Consider the following 16395-nt stretch of genomic DNA (forward strand, 5'->3'; position numbering starts at 1 on the left):
ATCGGCGGATGCGCTCGTCGACGGTGCGGTGGACCGAACACAGCAAGCCGTGGATCCGTTGACGTACCAAGAGATTCGATGAACTCGCCGGCGAGGATGAGCGGGCCCGACGGGGGCCCACGTGACACCCGGGCGGTTCAGCGGGTGGCGGGCGTCGCCCTGGGGGTGACGATGGCGAAGGCGGGTACCGGCTGGTCGAGAACGCCCAGCAGCGAGTCCAGGACACCGATGTCGCCGTGGTGCCACCGAACCCCGCCCCCGTCGACCAGAGCACCCAACTGTCCGCAGCCGTCGCCGCCGAGCTCGCGCCACGTCGCTGTCGGGAAGGGCGTGTCGCCGGCAGCGAGTTCACTGCGTGCCCGCGCTTCCCACTGTGTGGCGCCGAGGACAGCGAGCGGCGCGATGCCCGTCGAGGTACCGGATCTTGGTCGGCTCCTGCGTTACTGGGGGCCGCACATCCCGTCCAGCCGCTCAGGGTAGCTGGTGGTGGGTCAGGCGTGGCGCTGCCGCCGGAGGGAGGGCCACAGCAGCCGCGACGCAGTACGCGAATCCTCGGTGGCGCGCAGTTCGACCAGGTCGGGGTAGCGGGTTCGCAGGTCCTTCTCCAGCCGGGTCTGCAAGGTGACGCCGGAGGCGGGGCAGTGTGCACAGGTACCCGCCATGCGCACCTCGGCATGGTGGTTGTGGACGGACACGATGGTCACCGTCCCGCCGTGCGAACGGATGTAGTCACCGGCCGGGCCGTCGATGACGTCCCGCAGCGCGCCCCGCAGGAGGTCATCGTCGTTGATCACGTCGGCTGACCGCCACTGGTCCGGCTGCCGCAGCGCGGCGGCGAGCGCGTCGCGTACGGCGCCGCCGGCGCGGGCCCAGTCGTATCCGTCGGCGAGCCGGATCAGCACCGCGCGCGTCTCGACCTCGATGGCGGCGACCAGACCGTCGCGTACCAGCGCCGCGAGCGCGTCCGGTGGCTCGGTGACACGGCCGTGGAGGGGCAGCGTGCCGGCGGGGATCACCCAGCGGAGCACCTGCGGGTCGGGCGTGGCCTCGGGGTGCATCGGTATCTCGGTCATGTCAGCGCACCTGAACAGCCGCTCGCCCTGGTGCGGGCCACTGGTGTAGGTCATCGTCTTCAGGGTTTTGGCCGGCTGGTCCGGGTTCTCGGCGGCGGCGACCTGGCCGAGCGTGGCGACGAACACCTCGCGGGCGGACAGCGAGGCGAGGACCCCGACGTTGATGCGCCAGTCGAAGCCGAGCGGCGCGAAGACCGGTTCGATGGCGCGGCCCACATCGGCGGCGTAGCTGTGGTCGACGACGTACGCGGTCACGGCGGTCTTGTCGGCGGGGTTGACGCCCGCGTCGCGCAGCTGTGCGGTACTCGGCATGGGCAGGTTCAGCAGCAGCCAGAGAGCAACGGTGACCACCAGGATGATCCGGCCGACCTTGCGCAGGAATCCCTTGCAGGAGTCCCAGACCGCGCCGACCACCGTCCGCAGGCGCGGCATCCGGTACGAGGGCATCTCCATGTAGAACGGCAGCAGTGGGGCGCCGCGACTGCCGATCTTCTTGAACACCCAGGCCGTGGCCATCGCGGAAACGGCGCCGCCCAGGTACAGCGCGAACATCACCACGCCCTGTGCGCCGATCGGGCCGACGCGGGTGTCCGGGCTGACCAATACGCTGATCAGCAGGACGTACACGGTCAGCCGCGCCGAGCAGGTCATCAGCGGCGCACCCATCATGGTCGCGAACCGGTCCCGCGCGGACGGCAGCGACCGGGTCGCCATGATGCCCGGGATGGCGCAGGCCAACGAGGACAGCAGAGCGTGCGTTCCTGCCCAGCCCACACGCCAGACTCGCCGGACCCACCTTCCAAGAATGGCTCGACACCAGGGCTGAACCGGCCGTATCGCACCGCCGTGTCCTTGTTCTCGACCCACCACCACCTGGAGCGTCGGGAACAGGGACGTCCTCCGCGCGACCCATCGGAAACCCGCATCGTTCCCTCCGGGCCACGCGCGGCCTGACCCGCTGGGGCGCTTCGGAAAGAAGTCTCGTGCCCGTCACCACCGTCCGACCCGACGACCGCACTCGTCCTGATCGACCGGCACAACCTCATGGTCGACCGGCGTTCCACCAGTCAGGTCTTCCTCGCCTGGGGCGCCGGCGGCGCCCCTTGGATTGGCCGGAGGACGGCAACGTATACCGCTCTGGTCGCCAGCGGGAAGCGGCTGAACAGCGCGATGCCGTACGCGGTGCCGGCGCAGATGGTGGGGTCGCCGGCCGGCAGCATCGGCTCGAACCGGGCGACGTTCAGCGGGTCCTGCAGCCAGCCCATCTGCTGTAACTGGTCGATCATCGCGTCGTACTGGCTGTGGCAATCTCGTGGACCGAGACGAAGTCCGGGCTGCGGTAGCTGATGGAGCCCCGTATCGCCTCGATGATCCGATCCGTCGTCGAGCCCAGGTGGTAGGCGTGCCCGGCGATGTTCCAGTGCCAGATCCGGTACGACACGGTGGTCGCGGCGCTGGCCCGGTGCGCGGGGACCAGCCACGGCCGGACCGCCGCCGCCACCAGCGGGCTCAAGGAGAGGGGCGGCGCAGGATGAGGTGCGCCAGCTGGGCGAGCTGCCGGTACGGGTCCATGGCGCCGAGCCGCTCTTCGACGTCGAGCAGTGCTTCCCACTCGGCCGGTTCCGTCGGCGGCGCCGGGTCCAGCTCGGCCATGTCGACGGCGATGCGCACGCCGTACCACCGTTCGAGTTCGAGGCCGGCCGCGTCGGCCTGTGCGACCAGGCCCTCGACCGTGTCGGCTCGGGCCGGGCTGCCGATCTCGTTGACGTACCGCATGTCGCGATGCTCGGCACCGGCCGCCTCGTACTCTGCGAAAGCCGCGGCCGCGGCCTGCCAGTCCTGCCGGGCCGCGGGACGCCACAACGCGGAGGTCGCCGTCCGGGCCGCCACGGCCAGGAAGCCGCCCGGAGCGACGTGGGCGGCGAGCTCGGCTATCACGGGTTCGCTGGCCGGCACGTACATCAGCACCCCGAGCAGCAGTACGGCATCGAAACGCCGGCGCTGGACGACGGCGTCGAGCCGGCCGAGCACACCGTCGGCCAAGGTCACCCGGTCGCGTACCGCGGACGGCTCTGCGGCGAGCGCCGCGGTGAACGCCCCGCGCATCTCGCCATCCGGCTCGACGGCCACGACGTGATGACCGGACCGAGCGAGCCGGATCGACTGCGTACCCTGCCCCGCGCCGACGTCCAGGATCGACTGCGGAGTCGCCGCCAGGTGTCGGTCGAGTTGGCGGCTGACCATCTCCTGCCGGACGGCGGTGCGCACGTGCCCCATGCGATCAAGCCATTCCCCGCGTGCGGGAGCGAACGTTCCGTTCCGAGCGTCGTCGTCCGCCGCGGGAGCGGGGATTCTCGTCACGGCGCGCGACACTAGCACGAACCCGGGCGGAGCCGCCGCACCATGTCCCGGCGATACCCGGGGCGCCGCTCGGACCACCGGGCCTGCCAGGAACTTGTGGTGCGCCGCCGAGATGCTCTTGCGCATGCGTGCACGGCGGTAACGCCACCCGCCCACGCCTGAGCCCTCATAGCACCCTGCAATCCGGACACGCGAGAGTTCCCCACGGGACTGCCAAAGTTTGGTTGGCACTCGGGGTTGTGTGGTGTCAGGCCGCGTGTGCGGTGGTGTAGATGGGATCGGGGTGAGCCGGCCGAGGCGGGCTTGGCGGCGCCGGCGGTGGTAGGTGGCTTCGATCCAGGTCACGATCGCCAGGCGCAGCTGGTGGCGGGTGGCCCAGCGGCGACGGTTGAGCACGTTCTTCTGCGGCAGGGCGAAGAACGACTCCATCGCGGCGTTGTCGCCGCAGGCGCCGACCCGTCCCATCGACCCGGTCAGCCCGGCCTGGTGCAGCGTGGTGACGTATTTCCGGGACCGGAACTGGCTGCCGCGATCGGAATGCACGATCGTGCGGGCCGGACCGCGTGACGCAACCGCGTGTCTGAGCGCGTCCACGGCCAGTTGTGAGGTCATCCGCGAGTCGATGGAGTAGCCGACGATCCGGTTGGACCACGGGTCCTTGATCGCGCACAGATACAACTTGCCTTCGGCGGTGGGATGTTCGGTGATGTCGGTCAGCCACACTGTGTTCGCCGCGGGTGCGGTGAAGTCGCGTCCGCCGCCCGGATGCTTGAGCAGATCGTCATGCACCGGCGGCCCCGGCCTACGGTTCAGACCCTGCTTGCGGGCGTGGGCCGAGAAGATCCGCTGGTCGCGACACAGCCGCCAGACCCGGTTGTCGGAAGCGTGGTGGCCGGCGGCGCGTAGTTCGTCGGCGACCAGCCGGTAGCCGAACTCCGGATCGTCGGCGTGCGCATCGATCGCCGCGTTGGTCAGGTACGCATCCTGACGGTCACGCTGGCTGACCGGGCTGCGCGTCCAGGCGTGGTAGGCCTGCCGGGAGAAGCCAGCACCCGACACGTCACCGCGACCGGCACCCGCACGGGTGCGTCGGCCGCGGCCAGGTCACGGACAAGCAGGTACATCATTTGATTGATGTCCCGAGCCAGATAGGCAGCGGCCCGACGCAAGACCTCGTTCTCCTGCTCCAGCAGCCGGATCCGCTTCTTCGCCTCACGCAGCTGCTCGGACCCCTCGCGGATCACTCCCGGGACGCTGGCCGTTCTCGACGTCAGCGGCACGCAGCCAGTTGGACAGACACGACTCGGAGATCCCGAAATCCTTCGCGATCCGAGCCAACGGCGCACCGCCCTGGCGGGCGACCGCGACCACGTTGTCGGAGGAACTCGCGGGGGTAAGGCATGGGCACAGCAAACATCCTTCCAGCAAGGCCAGAAGCCTCACAGGACAGGTGTCAACCAAACCCTGGGCAGTCCCGTTCGGCGTTGAGTACGAGCGTGATCCAGTCCCGGGAGCGCTCTCCACACGCGTGGAGGTGGTTCGTTCGCCGGCCGTCTTCGCGATCGTGTGGGACACCGAGCACGGTCACGTCATCTACCTGCAGGCGCTGGACGGCGCCGGCGAGCACCGCAACGGGCTGGCGGTACACGCCGCCGAGTTGATCGAGCCCCGCTGGTGGCACGACGCAGTGGTCGTGATGCCACTCGATCACGACATCCGGTGGAGCGACGGCACCGACCCGTTCGCCTACCTGTACCGGCTGACTACGGTCGAACGGCCGGCAGGCGAACACCCGCGGGGGTGTGTGGGTGGGTTGCTGCGTAGTCTGCAGCGCGACCTCGCCGACAGCATGAGTGCCGACACCTGGCCGCGCGACGACCCCGTCTCGGACGAGCACGGCGACAAGCAACAACTCTGCCGCGAGGCGCAACGTCAGTTGACGGCCGCGCGACACAAGCTTCACACCGCATCACCAGCGGATCCTGCGACTACGGATCGAGCGTGCGCGACCTGGCCGTGGGCGCCACAGCGTTCGGGCTGCTCGCCGTGCTACTGCACACATCCCGCGCCATCGCCCGGCGCCGCGGCCTGCTACCCGCCAGCAGCCGACGGCTGCCCGTCGCGGTCGCTCTCGCGTTCGCCGCGCTCACCGTGCTGCTCGTCGAGCTCGGCAGCCACCCCTGGTGGTACAACTACCCTCCCACCGCGACCGTCGGCTGACGTCAGCGACGGCGCCGATGTGGAGGAGACGCGATGACGCGGGCACGACCGAGACCAATCGCAGCGGCCTGCGTCCTTCTCACAATCGCCGGCCTGTCCGGCTGTGGCACATCACCTGGTTCCGCTCCGGCCCCGACAGCCTCCGCCCACGCCCGGCCAGCCGAGTACCGGACACCAGTGCCCACCGACCTGTGCTCGATGGTCGACACCGGACCGGTACGCGCGCTCGCACCCTCGGCGCACACGACCGTCTCGACCTCCACCCACACGGCCGACACCGCGAGGTGCCTGGTCCGCTGGCGCAACACCAACCCCCACGAGCCCATCGGGCTCATGCTCGTCGTGAACGCGTACTACTTCAACGACGTCGCGGGCGCAAAGGCGGAGTACGACGGCCAGTGGGACGCCGTCGTCGGCCCGACCGGCAGCAGTACGGAAGCGCGAACGCTGACCGGCTTCGGCCGACCGGCGTTCGCGGCCTGGGTCCAGCTCAAGGACGCCGGCTCGGTCGACGTCTACGTCCGAGACAGCAACCTGGTACTGAAGGTCGTGCTCACCGTCGAGGACCACGACGCCATCGGCACGACCGGCCCGCCCGCCGCCTCAGCCGTCGCACGCACCACCCCACCGACCCTGCGGAACCGGCAGGCCGCACGCTGACGCCACACGCCTCGCGAACCGTGTCACCAGGTGCCGTTCTCGCTCGACGACCCGGCGCGTTTGACGCAACCAGTTGGTTGCCATAAAGTCGCAACCAACTGGTTGCGAAAGGATCGCAAATGACGACGTACTCCGACTTCACCACCGAGATCACCGTCGACCGCACTCCGCACGACGTGCTGCTGGCCGTCACCGACGTGCGCGCCCGGTTCAGCGAGACCATCACCGGCGAGGCGACCACGGTCGGCGACGAGTTCTCGTCCGTCGACCAACGCATCACGTCGAGCCGGCTCCGGGCCACCGACGTCGTCCCCGGCCGCCGGGTCGCCTGGCATGTCGACGAGGCCTACCGGGACTTCGCGGAGGAGTACGACGAGTGGGCCGGCACCTCGGTGACCTTCGAGATCGCACCGCCCGGGGTCGGGACCACCCTGCGGTTCACCCACCATGGCCCCACTCTCGGCCTGGCCTGTTACCGCGTCTGCGCGCAAGGCTGGACCGGCTGCATCAACACCAGCCTGCACGCCCTGATGACCACCGGCACCGGCCGTCCCATCCCGGCCCCGTGACCGCCCCGAGCGCGAACCGCGCGAAGCTGGTACTGGCGGTGCTGTTCCTCAGTACGTTCGTCATGGGCGTCACCGAGCTGCTCGTACCGGGCGTGCTGAACCTGATCGCCGCCGACCTCGGTGTCTCCATCCAGGCGGCCGGGATGCTGGTGACCGCGCAGGCGTTGGGTGTCGCGCTGGGCGGCCCGCTGCTGACCGCGCTGACGGTCAGGCTCACCAGGCGGGTGGTCCTGGCCGGCACGATCGCCGTGTTCATCGTGGCGAACCTGGTTCTGGTACTGAGCAGCGACTACGGCCTGGTGGTCGCGGCGCGAGCGCTCGGTGGTGCGGTGGGCGGGTTGTTCATCGCCGCCGCGTTCCAGGTCGGCACCTCGATCGTTCCAGCGGAACGGATGGGCCGGGCGATCTCGGTGGTCCTCTCCGGTACGACAGTCTCGGCCGCGCTGGGCGTTCCGCTGGGTACGTGGGCCGGTCAGGCGCTGGGCTGGCGGGGATCGTTCCTCGCGATCGTGGTGCTGTCCGCCCTGGTGCTCGTCGCCGTCCTGGCCCTGGTCCCGCGGGTACCCGCAGGCGGCCGCAGCATCGGCGACCAGGCCAGGTATGCGTTCGCTCCGCGGGTGCTCGCCGTACTCGTGGTGATCGTCCTGGTGTTCGCGGCGCTGTTCGCCGCGCTGACCTACATCGCGCCGTTCCTTGAGCGGGTCACCGGTGTCCCAGGCACGCTGATCAGCCTGTTCCTGCTGGCGTACGGTGTGGCGACCGCAGTGGGCTCGTTCGGCGGCGGCCGGTTCGCCGACGCCAACGCCCCGCGCGCGTTGATCCTCGGCACCGGCGGCCTCGCGGTCGCCCTGCTCGTGCTGTACCTGGCGGGTACGGTCGCGGCGCTGGTCGTCCTGGCGCTGCTCGCGTTGGGCGTGTTCGGCATGGGTACGGCACCGGTCGTGCAGTACCGGGTGGTGGGCCTCGCTGGTCCCGGTGCCCAGCTCGCGCAGTCGCTGCCCGCATCGTCGGCCAACCTCGGTGTCGCGCTCGGTGCGGCCGTCGGGGGCGTCGCTGTCGGCCGCTTCTCCGTCATCGCCACGATGCTCAGCGGCTGCGCCTTCGCCTGCGCAGCGGTCGTCATCGCCTGGGGGACCAGGCTTCTCACGCCACCCACGACCAGGGACTGCCCGCTCGACGGGAGGGAGCCCGTACAGGTCGACCGCAGCCGGTAGGCGCAGGGATTCCGTTCCGTGCCTGCTCCGGCCACGGCCGGTGTAGGCCCGCCGCGAACTCCAGGTAGGACGCGCCGTCCGGGCCCGGGATAACCCCCGACTTCAGCAGATCCTTTACCGACTCGGGGAGCGCATGCTGAAAGCCTCCACCTGGCTGACCGAAGGCTGGAGCAGCAATGCCACCCAGAACCTCTAGGTCAGACTGTACTTCGAATACGCTATAAGCTGCTTTCTCTGCCCCGAGGCGCATCGACCGGTGCGAGAGGGCTGTTCCCTCCTTGGCTACAGAACTCCCAAAGTCATGTCCGAAGCCATCGATCCGCGCACCGGCCTTCAGTACCGTGTTGACTGGCTCATGCATGAAGCCGTCGTTGTCGGGCCACGGCGACCGCGCCACTTCCTTGCCGAGTTTCTCGGCGGCGCTGCCGGTGCCTTCGGCACCAGCTTCGGCGGCGTGTTTGACGGCCATACCGGTGTCCTTGGCAGCGGTTTCGCCGAGCTCCTTCGCACCGTCCTTGGCGAGCCTTGACAGCGGTCTTGGCGGCTGTTGCTACCGGACGGCCGCGAGGGCGGCGGCCTGGAGATCGGTGTGTACGGCGGGCGGCTGCGGCGTGGTGAACATCCGTTGGGTCAGCACGACGACGATCAGGTCGCGTCCCGGATGGACGAGGAACGAGGTGCCGAGCCCACCGTCCCAGCCGATCGCACCGGTCCACGGCGCTTCCCGCAGGACCGAGGTACCGAGCCCCCAGCCTCGCCCGCCGAGGATCGCGGCGCCGGCGCGGCGCTGACCACGGGTCAGGTGATCCCGGCTCATCTCGCGTACCTGCCCGGGTGTCAGTACCGGATCCCCGCCGCGCAGCAGCATCCGCGCGAACGCCAGCAGGTCGTCGACCGTGGACAGCAGCCCGGCGGCACCGTCGGGGAACACCGGCGGCCGGCTCCACTGCCCGTCCGGTCGGTCCCAGGCCACGAGCCCGCCCTCGGTCGGCTGGTACGCCGTCGCCAACCGCTCGACGTGTCGGGTGTGGAAGCCGGTGTCCGTCATACCGAGCGGCTCGAAGATCCGGGTGCGCAGGACCTCGCCGTACGGGGCGCCCGCGGCCCGGGCGCACAGCACGCCGAGCACGTGCGCGCCGGTGTTGTACAGCCATCGCCCACCGGGCTGGGCCAGCAGGGGCAGCGCGCCGAACCGGGCGATCCAGGTGTTGGGCTCGACGAAAGCATCAGGCTGTGGCAGGCCGATCGTGGCCAGCCCGGCCTCGGCCGCCGCCGCGACGACCGGCCACGGGTCGGAGGCCGTGAACATCTCCGTGGCCAGCCCGAACCCGAACGTGAACGTCAGCAGCCCCCGTACCGTCACCCCGGCGTCGGCGGGAACCGTGTCGTCGAGCGCGCTGTCCATCCTGCGAAGGACACGGCGGTTCGCAAGTTCCGGTAGCAGCCGGTCGACCGGCTCGTCCAGCCCCAGCAGGCCCTCGCGGACCAGTGCCAGCGTCGCAACGGCCGTGATCACCTTCGTCGTGGACGCGATCCGGAACAGCGATGTCCGCTCCACCGGGCGCCCGCCGACCGCGAGCGTGCCGCACGCCTCCACGTGCACCTCTTCGCCCTGCGCCACCAGCGCAACCAGCCCCGGCACCGTGCCCTCGCCCACATGCGAGGCGGCGACCGACCTGAACCGCTCCAACCCGTCCTTGTCCAGTCCCACGCTCACTCCCATCCCAGGCGTCGCCGACACCAGGTGAGACGCCCCGGACCCGGCTGACTCATCGGTACGGCGCCCGCACGGTGCTGCTCGTCCGGGCGTCCCCACCCGACCGTGATGGGCGTCCTGGGGTGGTCCTCACCGTCGATGGCGGTTCGGTACCAGCCCGGCGCCGCGAAGATCCGGAAGAGCGTCGCCGACCAGGTTGACGGCCTGATCCGGGAGAAGCCGAAGAAGGACAAGCGCCGCGCGCAAATCGTGCCGCGCTTTGACAGATGACGCTCGGCGCCCCTCGGGCGCCCGAGCGGTGACCATCGGACGCCGAGACGACCGAAAGATGATCTCCAAACGAACAAAAGACCAGGTCAGACGTGGTGCATGACCTGGTCTTGATGGTGCGCCGCCAGGGACTCGAACCCCGAACCCGCTGACTAAGAGAAGCGAACTTGCTGGTCATGAATGCCAGCAGCTCTCGTCATCTCCAACTGACTCCCTGCACCACTGGTCTTCACCAGATCCTTGCACCTCTTGCCACCAACACTCGGGCACCCCTCGGGCGCCCGAATCCGCACCGAGCGGTGATATCCGAACCAACGGAGGCAGTATTCGCTTTAGCCCTCAGACTTCCGAGAGGATCCTTGGCTCTTAACCCAACCACGCCCAGTCCCCATCGATCTCCCGAAGGCGGTCGATTCCCTGCCTCAGACAGTCGACTAACGTTGACGATTCAACGCGAATCAATCCCTCGCCCCCAAGACCAGGTCCAGAGAATACGAGAGTCCAGGGTTCACCATGTTCCATCATACGCTCGTGATCTGCCTTTATGATTACCGTTACGCCGCGTTCAGTAGGCCTTTCATTAGTTGTGAAATGTCGTGCCTAAGTGCCCCCATTAGTACGCCCTCATAACGGAACCTACTGCAGCGGCGGCAGTTTTCAGCCATCGACCACCGGCGGCCACGGTCGAGCGCCCGGCGTTAGAACCTTCAGACATTTGAGCGGGTGCTTGGCAGTCAATGCAAAATTTATCGCTTCCTCAACCGATTTCCCAAGCTCCCAAATCCAACCGAGCCCCGTAGCGACGACCCACCCGTCATCCCGCACAAATACGCTTGAGTAGCTAAGCCATTCACCAAACGGATACCAGTTGCCTCCGAGCTCGCGTTCAAGCTCACGAGCGAGCACGATGTGACCGGAACCTGCGAGCACTGGATCAATCGTCAGTGGTTCATCGTTCTCAAAGTTCGGACCACTAACGTTGATCGGACCGGCAGAGATTCCACCAAAAGCAGCCAGGGCCTCGGCGGCAATATCACTGATCCGGTATCCTTGGGCGCCAAGCTCGGCGACCCATGCTGAGATGTCTATCGACCGTTCAACGTCCCAGCCTGCCCGACCCAACTCGTCGGCGACAGCATCTGAAAAGTTCCATGACCGAAACAAAGTACACTCATTCCCACGAAATTCCGAGCGCCCCCAAGAGGCTCCGACACCGACCACATGGATACGCCGGGTTTCCATTTTCGGCGGCCCTAGACGACATCCAACTGCGAGTGCTTACCGTCCGCATTGACCCGCCGCTGATTGCCGAGGGGCCTTCAGCCTGGTAAGCCTGCATCAGACATCCCACCTCGGCACACCCTCCATGATGGCCAGCCTCTCCAACTGCCGTGTTGAGTTCAGGCATGCTTCCAAGCTGGCCAGCCATGCCATGGCGGTTGGTGCTGTAATACTTCTGACCTGATGGAGATGTGTACTCCGAGGCAAATTTCGTACCGCCAACTTTGCGATGACCGTCAGCGACACTCTGCAACGGATCACAGTTGTGAACCAGGATCGACGTGGCCCGTGCCAGCACATAGTACGTGTGGGTGTGATCAATTGTGAGGCCATACGTGGTGTCGATGTGCGTGTAGTGCCGGACACCTGCGATAAGTACGCTGCCGTCCGGAGTCTGTAGCCGATGGCCGGCTCTGAGGTTGGCGGCTTCAGCCCAGTTATGGGTTGTGGCGTCCCAGATTCGGTGGTGGCGGGTGGTGGTGAGGGTTTCGGGTCCGTGGGCTGTGGTGAGTGTGAGGTCGACGAGGTCGCGGTCGGTGGTGGTGACGATGATGCCGTCGACGCGGTGGGTCTGGTCGCGATGGCTGTCGGGGTCGGCGTTGCGGATCTTGTCGCCGATCTTGATGTTCTCGATCGGTTTGCTTGATCCGTCGGCGAGTTCGACGCGTGTGCCGGTGGGGAAGCTGTGGGCGCATCCGGCAGCGACCTTCTCGGCGGCGCTGCCGGTGTCTTCGGCCCCTGCCTCGGCCGCGTGTTTGACTGCCTTGCCGGTGCCCTTGGCAGCGGTTTCGCCGAGTTCCTTGGCGCCGTCCTTGGCAAGCGCCTTGACGGCGGTCTTCGCAGCAGCCTTTTCCAGAGCAGGGGCAGCTGCTTTGACGGCGCCCTTGATGACGACCTTGACGACGAGTTTCCCGCCGATGCTGACGACCTTGCCGATGGGCAGGACGCCGATCACGGTCGAGCCGCCGGAGATGGCGGCGTTGGTCCAGTCGCCTTCCGAGGCGTACCAGACGGCGTTGGCGGCGTCGGCGACGGTACCGACCACGGGGATGTAGCCGACGATGTCGAGCAGCCGGTGACCGTTGGCGGCGGCGCCGTGGCTGACGGTCTTGTCGGCGGCCCAGGCGCGGCTGATCGGGTAGTAGTCCTTCCGCCAGGCGGTGCCGCCGGTGTAGGCGTCCATGTAGTTGAGGAAGCGCTTCTCGCCGGCTGCGCCGTCGTCCCAGATCGTGCCGGTCCGGTCGTAGGCGGCCATGAGCCCGGACGGGTCGCTGTGGATGACGGGGCTGTTGTTGGCGTAGGCGTAGCCGATGAGTTGCTGGGGGTCTGACGCGTCGAGCAGCGGGTCAGCGGACAGGAAGCGTCCGAGGCTGGGGTCGTACTCGCGGGCGCCGAGCAGGGTCAGGCCGGTGTTACCGTCCTGGATGCCGCCGACGTAGCCCCGGTCCCCGATCCACGACGGCAGTGTGGATCGGTTGTCGCCGAACGGATCGGTGTAGCGGTGGGTAGCGGTGAGCGTCTTGGCATCGACTTGGACGTTGTTGGTGCCGTTGGGGTCGTTGACCAGCCAGGTGGTTCGGGCTTCATGACCGCGCTGACGGAAGCCCCTGCGTGCTCTCCACACGCGTGGAGGTGGTTCGCCAGACCGACGGTGAATTCCTTGCCGGAGGTCGTGCTCTCCACACGCGTGGAGGTGGTTCGCGCCGGCCGCCGTCCTGGTGGCACGTGGGCGAGTGCTCTCCACACGCGTGGAGGTGGTTCGACTGGGAAGCGTTGGCACTGGGACGACCTGGCGTGCTCTCCACATGCGTGGAGGTGGTTCGCTCGCCACCGGTGGCCCGGTGGTCGGGCCGGGGTGCTCTCCACACGCGTGGAGATGGTTCGCTGGGCAACCCGGTCGCGCAGAACCGCCCGCGTGCTCTCCACACGCGTGGAGGTGGTTCGGCATACACCGACCGGCTTTCGCCGACCGCGGAGCGCTCTCCACACGCGTGGAGGTGGTTCTACATTTCTCCGCTCGACAGATTGGGAGTACCGGTGCTCTCCACACGCGTGGAGGTGGTTCGTTGTACGTCCGCGTCGGCACGGCGTGGAAGTCGTGCTCTCCACACGCGTGGAGGTGGTTCGTGGTCCGCCGGCACCTGCATGCTCGCCACCAGGTGCTCTCCACACTCGTGGAGCGGTCCGTTACCGTCGGCGCATGTCCAGCCCTGGAGACGTGGCGCCCGAGATCCTGGACCGGCTGCGGCCGATCTGCCGGCGGCTGCCCGAGGCGTACGAGGAACCGGCCTGGGTCGGTGTCCGGTGGCGCATCCGCACGCGGACCTTCGCCCACGTCTACGCGCCACGCCCGGAACGGCGTTCCGCGTACCCACGGCAGCCGATCGACGGCGAGGAACTGACCGTGATGACGTTCCGCGTCCCGGCCGACGACCTGCTCGGCCTGACCGCCAGCGGCTTCCCGTTCTTCCGCGCCGAGTGGGGCCGCAACGTTGTCGGCGCCGTCCTCGGTGACCACACCAACTGGACCGAAATCGCCGAACTGACCACTGACAGCTACTGCGAAATGGCCCCGAAGTACCTCGCCGCCCGGGCCGCCCGCTCCTCACCCCGTCACTGATCCACACCGCACCCCCACCGGCTCGCCGATCTGCGAGTCGCTCGCACATGCCAGACAGGCCGCGGATCGACTCCGCCGGCCCCACGAACTCACCGCAGGCCGCCGCTGGCGACACGAGGCACATCCGCGCGTGCTTCCACCGCCGCTCGTCAGGCCGATCCGTACGGCGACGTCGTCGACCGTGCCGTGGAACTGGTCGCTGGTCGCCGACCGGCCACCGGATGCTGTGCGGACGCTGAGCGGGTGCCCGTGGCCGGTGTCGTCGCGGATCTGCCGGCCGCCGGTGGCGCCGGAGTTGAAGCTGTAGGACGCGACGAAGCGCGCGCCCTGGAGAGGTCCGGCTGAGCGGGCGCGGCCGATGCCGGGCACTCGCCCGGACCGATCGTCATCGCGGACAGGATGCCGCCCGGCCAGGAGAAGGGCGAGCCTCGGTCACATGCGGTTGGACGGTGCGCCCACCTCAACCGGGCCGGTGCGGGTCAGGCGGGGCGGGAGGATCTGGGGCCGTCGAGGCCCCAGGTGATATCCGGCGCGCAGCACGTCGCTGCGTTGGTGATCTTGGGACTCAGGTCCGCGAGTCGGGCTCACCACCCGTTCACCCTGTGCTGCCCGGCTGCGTGTTAGAACCGGAACCGCACGAGACGCATGGACCGTTTCATACCTGGCAGTAGGTTCATGAGGCGGTACATGCGGCGTACGTTTGCGGGCGCCTTGGCCATCAGCACGGGCGAGTCGCTCATCGGTGCCTCGTCGACGTACTCGAGCCGCGGGTGCCAGCGGGCAAGCGCGGCTGGATCGCGGAAGCCGCAGTGGAACTGGGCGTCGTACTTTCGCAGCGTGGGATCCCACCTTGAGGTGCGCCACGCCCAGACTGACGCTGTATCGATCTGAATCTGGCCGGTGGGGAAGGCGTCGACGACGCGGGTCAGCAACCGCCGCACGTCGGTCTCGGTGAGGTAGGGCACCAGACCCTCGGCGATCACCAGCACCGGCCGGTCGCGAGGGATGCGGTCCAGCCAGGTCAGGTCGGTGACGGTGGATCCGATGAGGGTGTAGTGCTCGTGCGGCGGGAGGAGTTGTTGCCGCATTCCGATGATGGTGGGGTAATCCAGGTCGAACCAATCGACGGTGGCAGGTGGGTCGATCCGGTACACCCGTGCGTCGAGGCCGCAGCCCAGGTGCAGCACCACCGCATCGCGGTGATCGGCGAGGAAGCTTCGAGCCCAGTCATCGTGTGCCTTGGCACGCACCACGGCGACGAGGCCCATCTGACTCGTACCGAAGCGGCGTCTGTCGTAGTCGGGGTCGAGGCGGCGCATCGCCAGCTCGGCGTATCTGTCGCCAAGGATCGGGTCCGGCAGCCGGTTGTCCAGTGCCTTGGTCTTGAGGACGGGGGCGAGGGTCTTCTGCACCCCGACGAGCGTGGAGTCGTCCATATCAGTGACAGTACCAGGATTTCACGAATTTCGTGAAGTTTCGAAAGAGTCTAGGCTGTTGAGGCCACAGCGAGGAGAGGGGCTTCGGTGACGCAAGGGGATGACGGTGCGATTGCCGCCTTCCGGGAACGGTTCGCGCAGATCATGGTCGACTCTGGCATGCCACGGATGGCTGCGCGGGTGTACGCCGCACTGATGGTCACCGACTCAGGACAACTGTCCCCCGCCGAACTCTCCGAGTGGCTGGGAGTCGGGGCCTCGGCGATCTCGGGGGCGGTCAAGTACCTGACTCAGGTGCGGCTGGTCGAGCGCGGCCGCGAGCCCGGTAGCCGGCACGACTTTCTCCGGATCCACGAGCACACCTGGAGCCACCTCATCAACCAGTCCGACCCGGTGCTGGTACGAATCCAGGCCGGCGCCGGCGAAGGCGCCACGGTCTTGGGCCTCGACTCCCCGGCTGGGCAACGGTTGGACGAGACCCGCCGGTTCTTCGCGTTCCTCCGCGAGGAGATCAAGGAGGCGATGGCCAAGTGGCACCGGCTCCAGACGGCCGAACGCGACGCCCACTAACTGTTCACGCCGATCCCGTGTACCGCATGCTTGACCGGCACCGGCCTCGACACCGCCGCCTCGTACGAGGTCGACCGGCCGATCCCCGGGCTCCTCGGCTACCACGTACGCTCCGGCGGCCACGATCTCACATCCTGGGACCGGAAGCAGTTCCTCGATGCCGCCGCCCACAACGTCCCTGACCCCACCTACGCCTCATCACCGGCACCGACGTGGTGTACTCCAGTGCTCGTAGGCGAGCGGAGTCGAGGAGACAAGCTCCCCGACGATCACGAAGACGATCTACGTGGACGTGTCGCGGCGGGTCCAACGGGGCGCCGTGGACAAGCTCGGCCACCTGTTCGAGGACGAGGGTGGCGGGCAGGACGGCTGAGCCGGTTGGGGTCAACCGTGGGGGTCAAAAA

18 protein-coding genes, 2 pseudogenes and 1 CRISPR repeat array are annotated in these 16395 nt (G+C 68.2%); of the genes and pseudogenes, 8 read left to right on the top strand and 12 right to left on the bottom strand.

The window, feature by feature from the left end:
• Positions 1–491 precede the first annotated feature (491 nt).
• From Aru02nite_RS05170 to Aru02nite_RS05195, 6 genes and pseudogenes are all read right to left on the bottom strand, one after another.
• Entirely contained in the window at positions 492–1946 is a 1455-nt protein-coding gene (locus Aru02nite_RS05170; RefSeq protein WP_373324841.1) for a nucleoside recognition domain-containing protein, read from the bottom strand.
• 194 nt (positions 1947–2140) lie between these two features.
• Positions 2141–2359 (bottom strand): hypothetical protein, encoded by a 219-nt coding sequence (locus tag Aru02nite_RS05175; RefSeq protein ID WP_203655291.1) that lies wholly within the window; start codon positions 2357–2359, stop codon positions 2141–2143.
• Positions 2356–2586, bottom strand: a complete 231-nt coding sequence (locus Aru02nite_RS05180) for a hypothetical protein (protein ID WP_203655293.1) — start codon at positions 2584–2586, stop codon at positions 2356–2358. Before Aru02nite_RS05180 ends, Aru02nite_RS05175 begins: the two co-directional genes overlap by 4 nt.
• On the bottom strand, positions 2583–3560 hold the full coding sequence (locus Aru02nite_RS05185; RefSeq protein WP_203655370.1) for a class I SAM-dependent methyltransferase: 978 nt from the start codon (positions 3558–3560) through the stop codon (positions 2583–2585). Before Aru02nite_RS05185 ends, Aru02nite_RS05180 begins: the two co-directional genes overlap by 4 nt.
• Before the next feature lie 150 nt (positions 3561–3710).
• Positions 3711–4842 (bottom strand): annotated as a pseudogene (locus tag Aru02nite_RS05190) (IS3 family transposase); the annotation flags it as partial.
• 45 nt (positions 4843–4887) lie between these two features.
• Complete coding sequence (locus tag Aru02nite_RS05195; protein ID WP_203655295.1) at positions 4888–5397, bottom strand: hypothetical protein; 510 nt, start codon at positions 5395–5397, stop codon at positions 4888–4890.
• 38 nt (positions 5398–5435) lie between these two features.
• On the opposite strand from Aru02nite_RS05195, the gene Aru02nite_RS05200 reads away from it, so the two are divergent.
• The 4 genes from Aru02nite_RS05200 (at position 5436) to Aru02nite_RS05215 (ending at position 8097) form a co-directional block, all read left to right on the top strand.
• Positions 5436–5654: a hypothetical protein gene (locus Aru02nite_RS05200; protein ID WP_203655297.1), complete on the top strand. Its 219-nt coding sequence runs from the start codon at positions 5436–5438 to the stop codon at positions 5652–5654.
• Positions 5655–5831: 177 nt separating this feature from the next.
• Positions 5832–6314, top strand: a complete 483-nt coding sequence (locus Aru02nite_RS05205; RefSeq protein WP_203655299.1) for a hypothetical protein — start codon at positions 5832–5834, stop codon at positions 6312–6314.
• A gap of 119 nt (positions 6315–6433) precedes the next feature.
• Positions 6434–6883 carry an SRPBCC domain-containing protein gene (locus Aru02nite_RS05210; protein WP_203655300.1) on the top strand — a complete coding sequence of 150 codons (450 nt, stop codon included), beginning with the start codon at positions 6434–6436 and terminating at the stop codon, positions 6881–6883.
• On the top strand, positions 6880–8097 hold the full coding sequence (locus Aru02nite_RS05215) for an MFS transporter (protein ID WP_203655302.1): 1218 nt from the start codon (positions 6880–6882) through the stop codon (positions 8095–8097). Before Aru02nite_RS05210 ends, Aru02nite_RS05215 begins: the two co-directional genes overlap by 4 nt.
• Here the strand turns inward: Aru02nite_RS05215 and Aru02nite_RS37530 are convergent.
• A complete protein-coding gene (locus Aru02nite_RS37530; RefSeq protein ID WP_373324842.1) occupies positions 8027–8458 on the bottom strand; it encodes a TNT domain-containing protein in 432 nt (143 codons plus the stop codon). The genes Aru02nite_RS05215 and Aru02nite_RS37530 overlap by 71 nt on opposite strands.
• Between Aru02nite_RS37530 and Aru02nite_RS36455 the strand changes: the two genes are divergently transcribed.
• The gene (locus tag Aru02nite_RS36455; protein WP_239076408.1) at positions 8399–8626 is read left to right on the top strand and encodes a hypothetical protein; all 228 of its coding nucleotides are present in this window, start codon (positions 8399–8401) and stop codon (positions 8624–8626) included. The genes Aru02nite_RS37530 and Aru02nite_RS36455 overlap by 60 nt on opposite strands.
• Before the next feature lie 21 nt (positions 8627–8647).
• On the opposite strand, the gene Aru02nite_RS05225 is transcribed toward Aru02nite_RS36455, so the two are convergent.
• A complete protein-coding gene (locus tag Aru02nite_RS05225; protein ID WP_203655306.1) occupies positions 8648–9808 on the bottom strand; it encodes a serine hydrolase domain-containing protein in 1161 nt (386 codons plus the stop codon).
• Between the two features lie 114 nt (positions 9809–9922).
• Between Aru02nite_RS05225 and Aru02nite_RS05230 the strand changes: the two genes are divergently transcribed.
• Positions 9923–10084 carry a hypothetical protein gene (locus Aru02nite_RS05230; protein WP_203655309.1) on the top strand — a complete coding sequence of 54 codons (162 nt, stop codon included), beginning with the start codon at positions 9923–9925 and terminating at the stop codon, positions 10082–10084.
• A gap of 657 nt (positions 10085–10741) precedes the next feature.
• Here the strand turns inward: Aru02nite_RS05230 and Aru02nite_RS05235 are convergent.
• From Aru02nite_RS05235 to Aru02nite_RS37535, 3 genes and pseudogenes are all read right to left on the bottom strand, one after another.
• A complete protein-coding gene (locus tag Aru02nite_RS05235) occupies positions 10742–11248 on the bottom strand; it encodes an SUKH-3 domain-containing protein (protein WP_203655311.1) in 507 nt (168 codons plus the stop codon).
• Between the two features lie 7 nt (positions 11249–11255).
• Entirely contained in the window at positions 11256–12620 is a 1365-nt protein-coding gene (locus Aru02nite_RS05240; RefSeq protein ID WP_203655372.1) for a polymorphic toxin-type HINT domain-containing protein, read from the bottom strand.
• A gap of 12 nt (positions 12621–12632) precedes the next feature.
• Positions 12633–12932 (bottom strand): annotated as a pseudogene (locus Aru02nite_RS37535) (RHS repeat-associated core domain-containing protein); the annotation flags it as partial.
• 46 nt (positions 12933–12978) lie between these two features.
• Positions 12979–13491: a CRISPR direct-repeat array (repeat unit 26 nt; unit sequence GCTCTCCACACGCGTGGAGGTGGTTC).
• 74 nt (positions 13492–13565) lie between these two features.
• On the opposite strand from Aru02nite_RS37535, the gene Aru02nite_RS05250 reads away from it, so the two are divergent.
• Positions 13566–13985 (top strand): MmcQ/YjbR family DNA-binding protein, encoded by a 420-nt coding sequence (locus Aru02nite_RS05250; RefSeq protein WP_203655313.1) that lies wholly within the window; start codon positions 13566–13568, stop codon positions 13983–13985.
• Positions 13986–14605: 620 nt separating this feature from the next.
• On the opposite strand, the gene Aru02nite_RS05255 is transcribed toward Aru02nite_RS05250, so the two are convergent.
• Positions 14606–15421 (bottom strand): class I SAM-dependent methyltransferase, encoded by an 816-nt coding sequence (locus Aru02nite_RS05255; protein ID WP_203655315.1) that lies wholly within the window; start codon positions 15419–15421, stop codon positions 14606–14608.
• Positions 15422–15580: 159 nt separating this feature from the next.
• Between Aru02nite_RS05255 and Aru02nite_RS05260 the strand changes: the two genes are divergently transcribed.
• On the top strand, positions 15581–15991 hold the full coding sequence (locus Aru02nite_RS05260; protein ID WP_373324843.1) for a GbsR/MarR family transcriptional regulator: 411 nt from the start codon (positions 15581–15583) through the stop codon (positions 15989–15991).
• Positions 15992–16395: the final 404 nt, after the last annotated feature.

The sequence above is a fragment of the Actinocatenispora rupis genome (assembly GCF_016861975.1).
Taxonomy (GTDB): domain Bacteria; phylum Actinomycetota; class Actinomycetes; order Mycobacteriales; family Micromonosporaceae; genus Actinocatenispora; species Actinocatenispora rupis.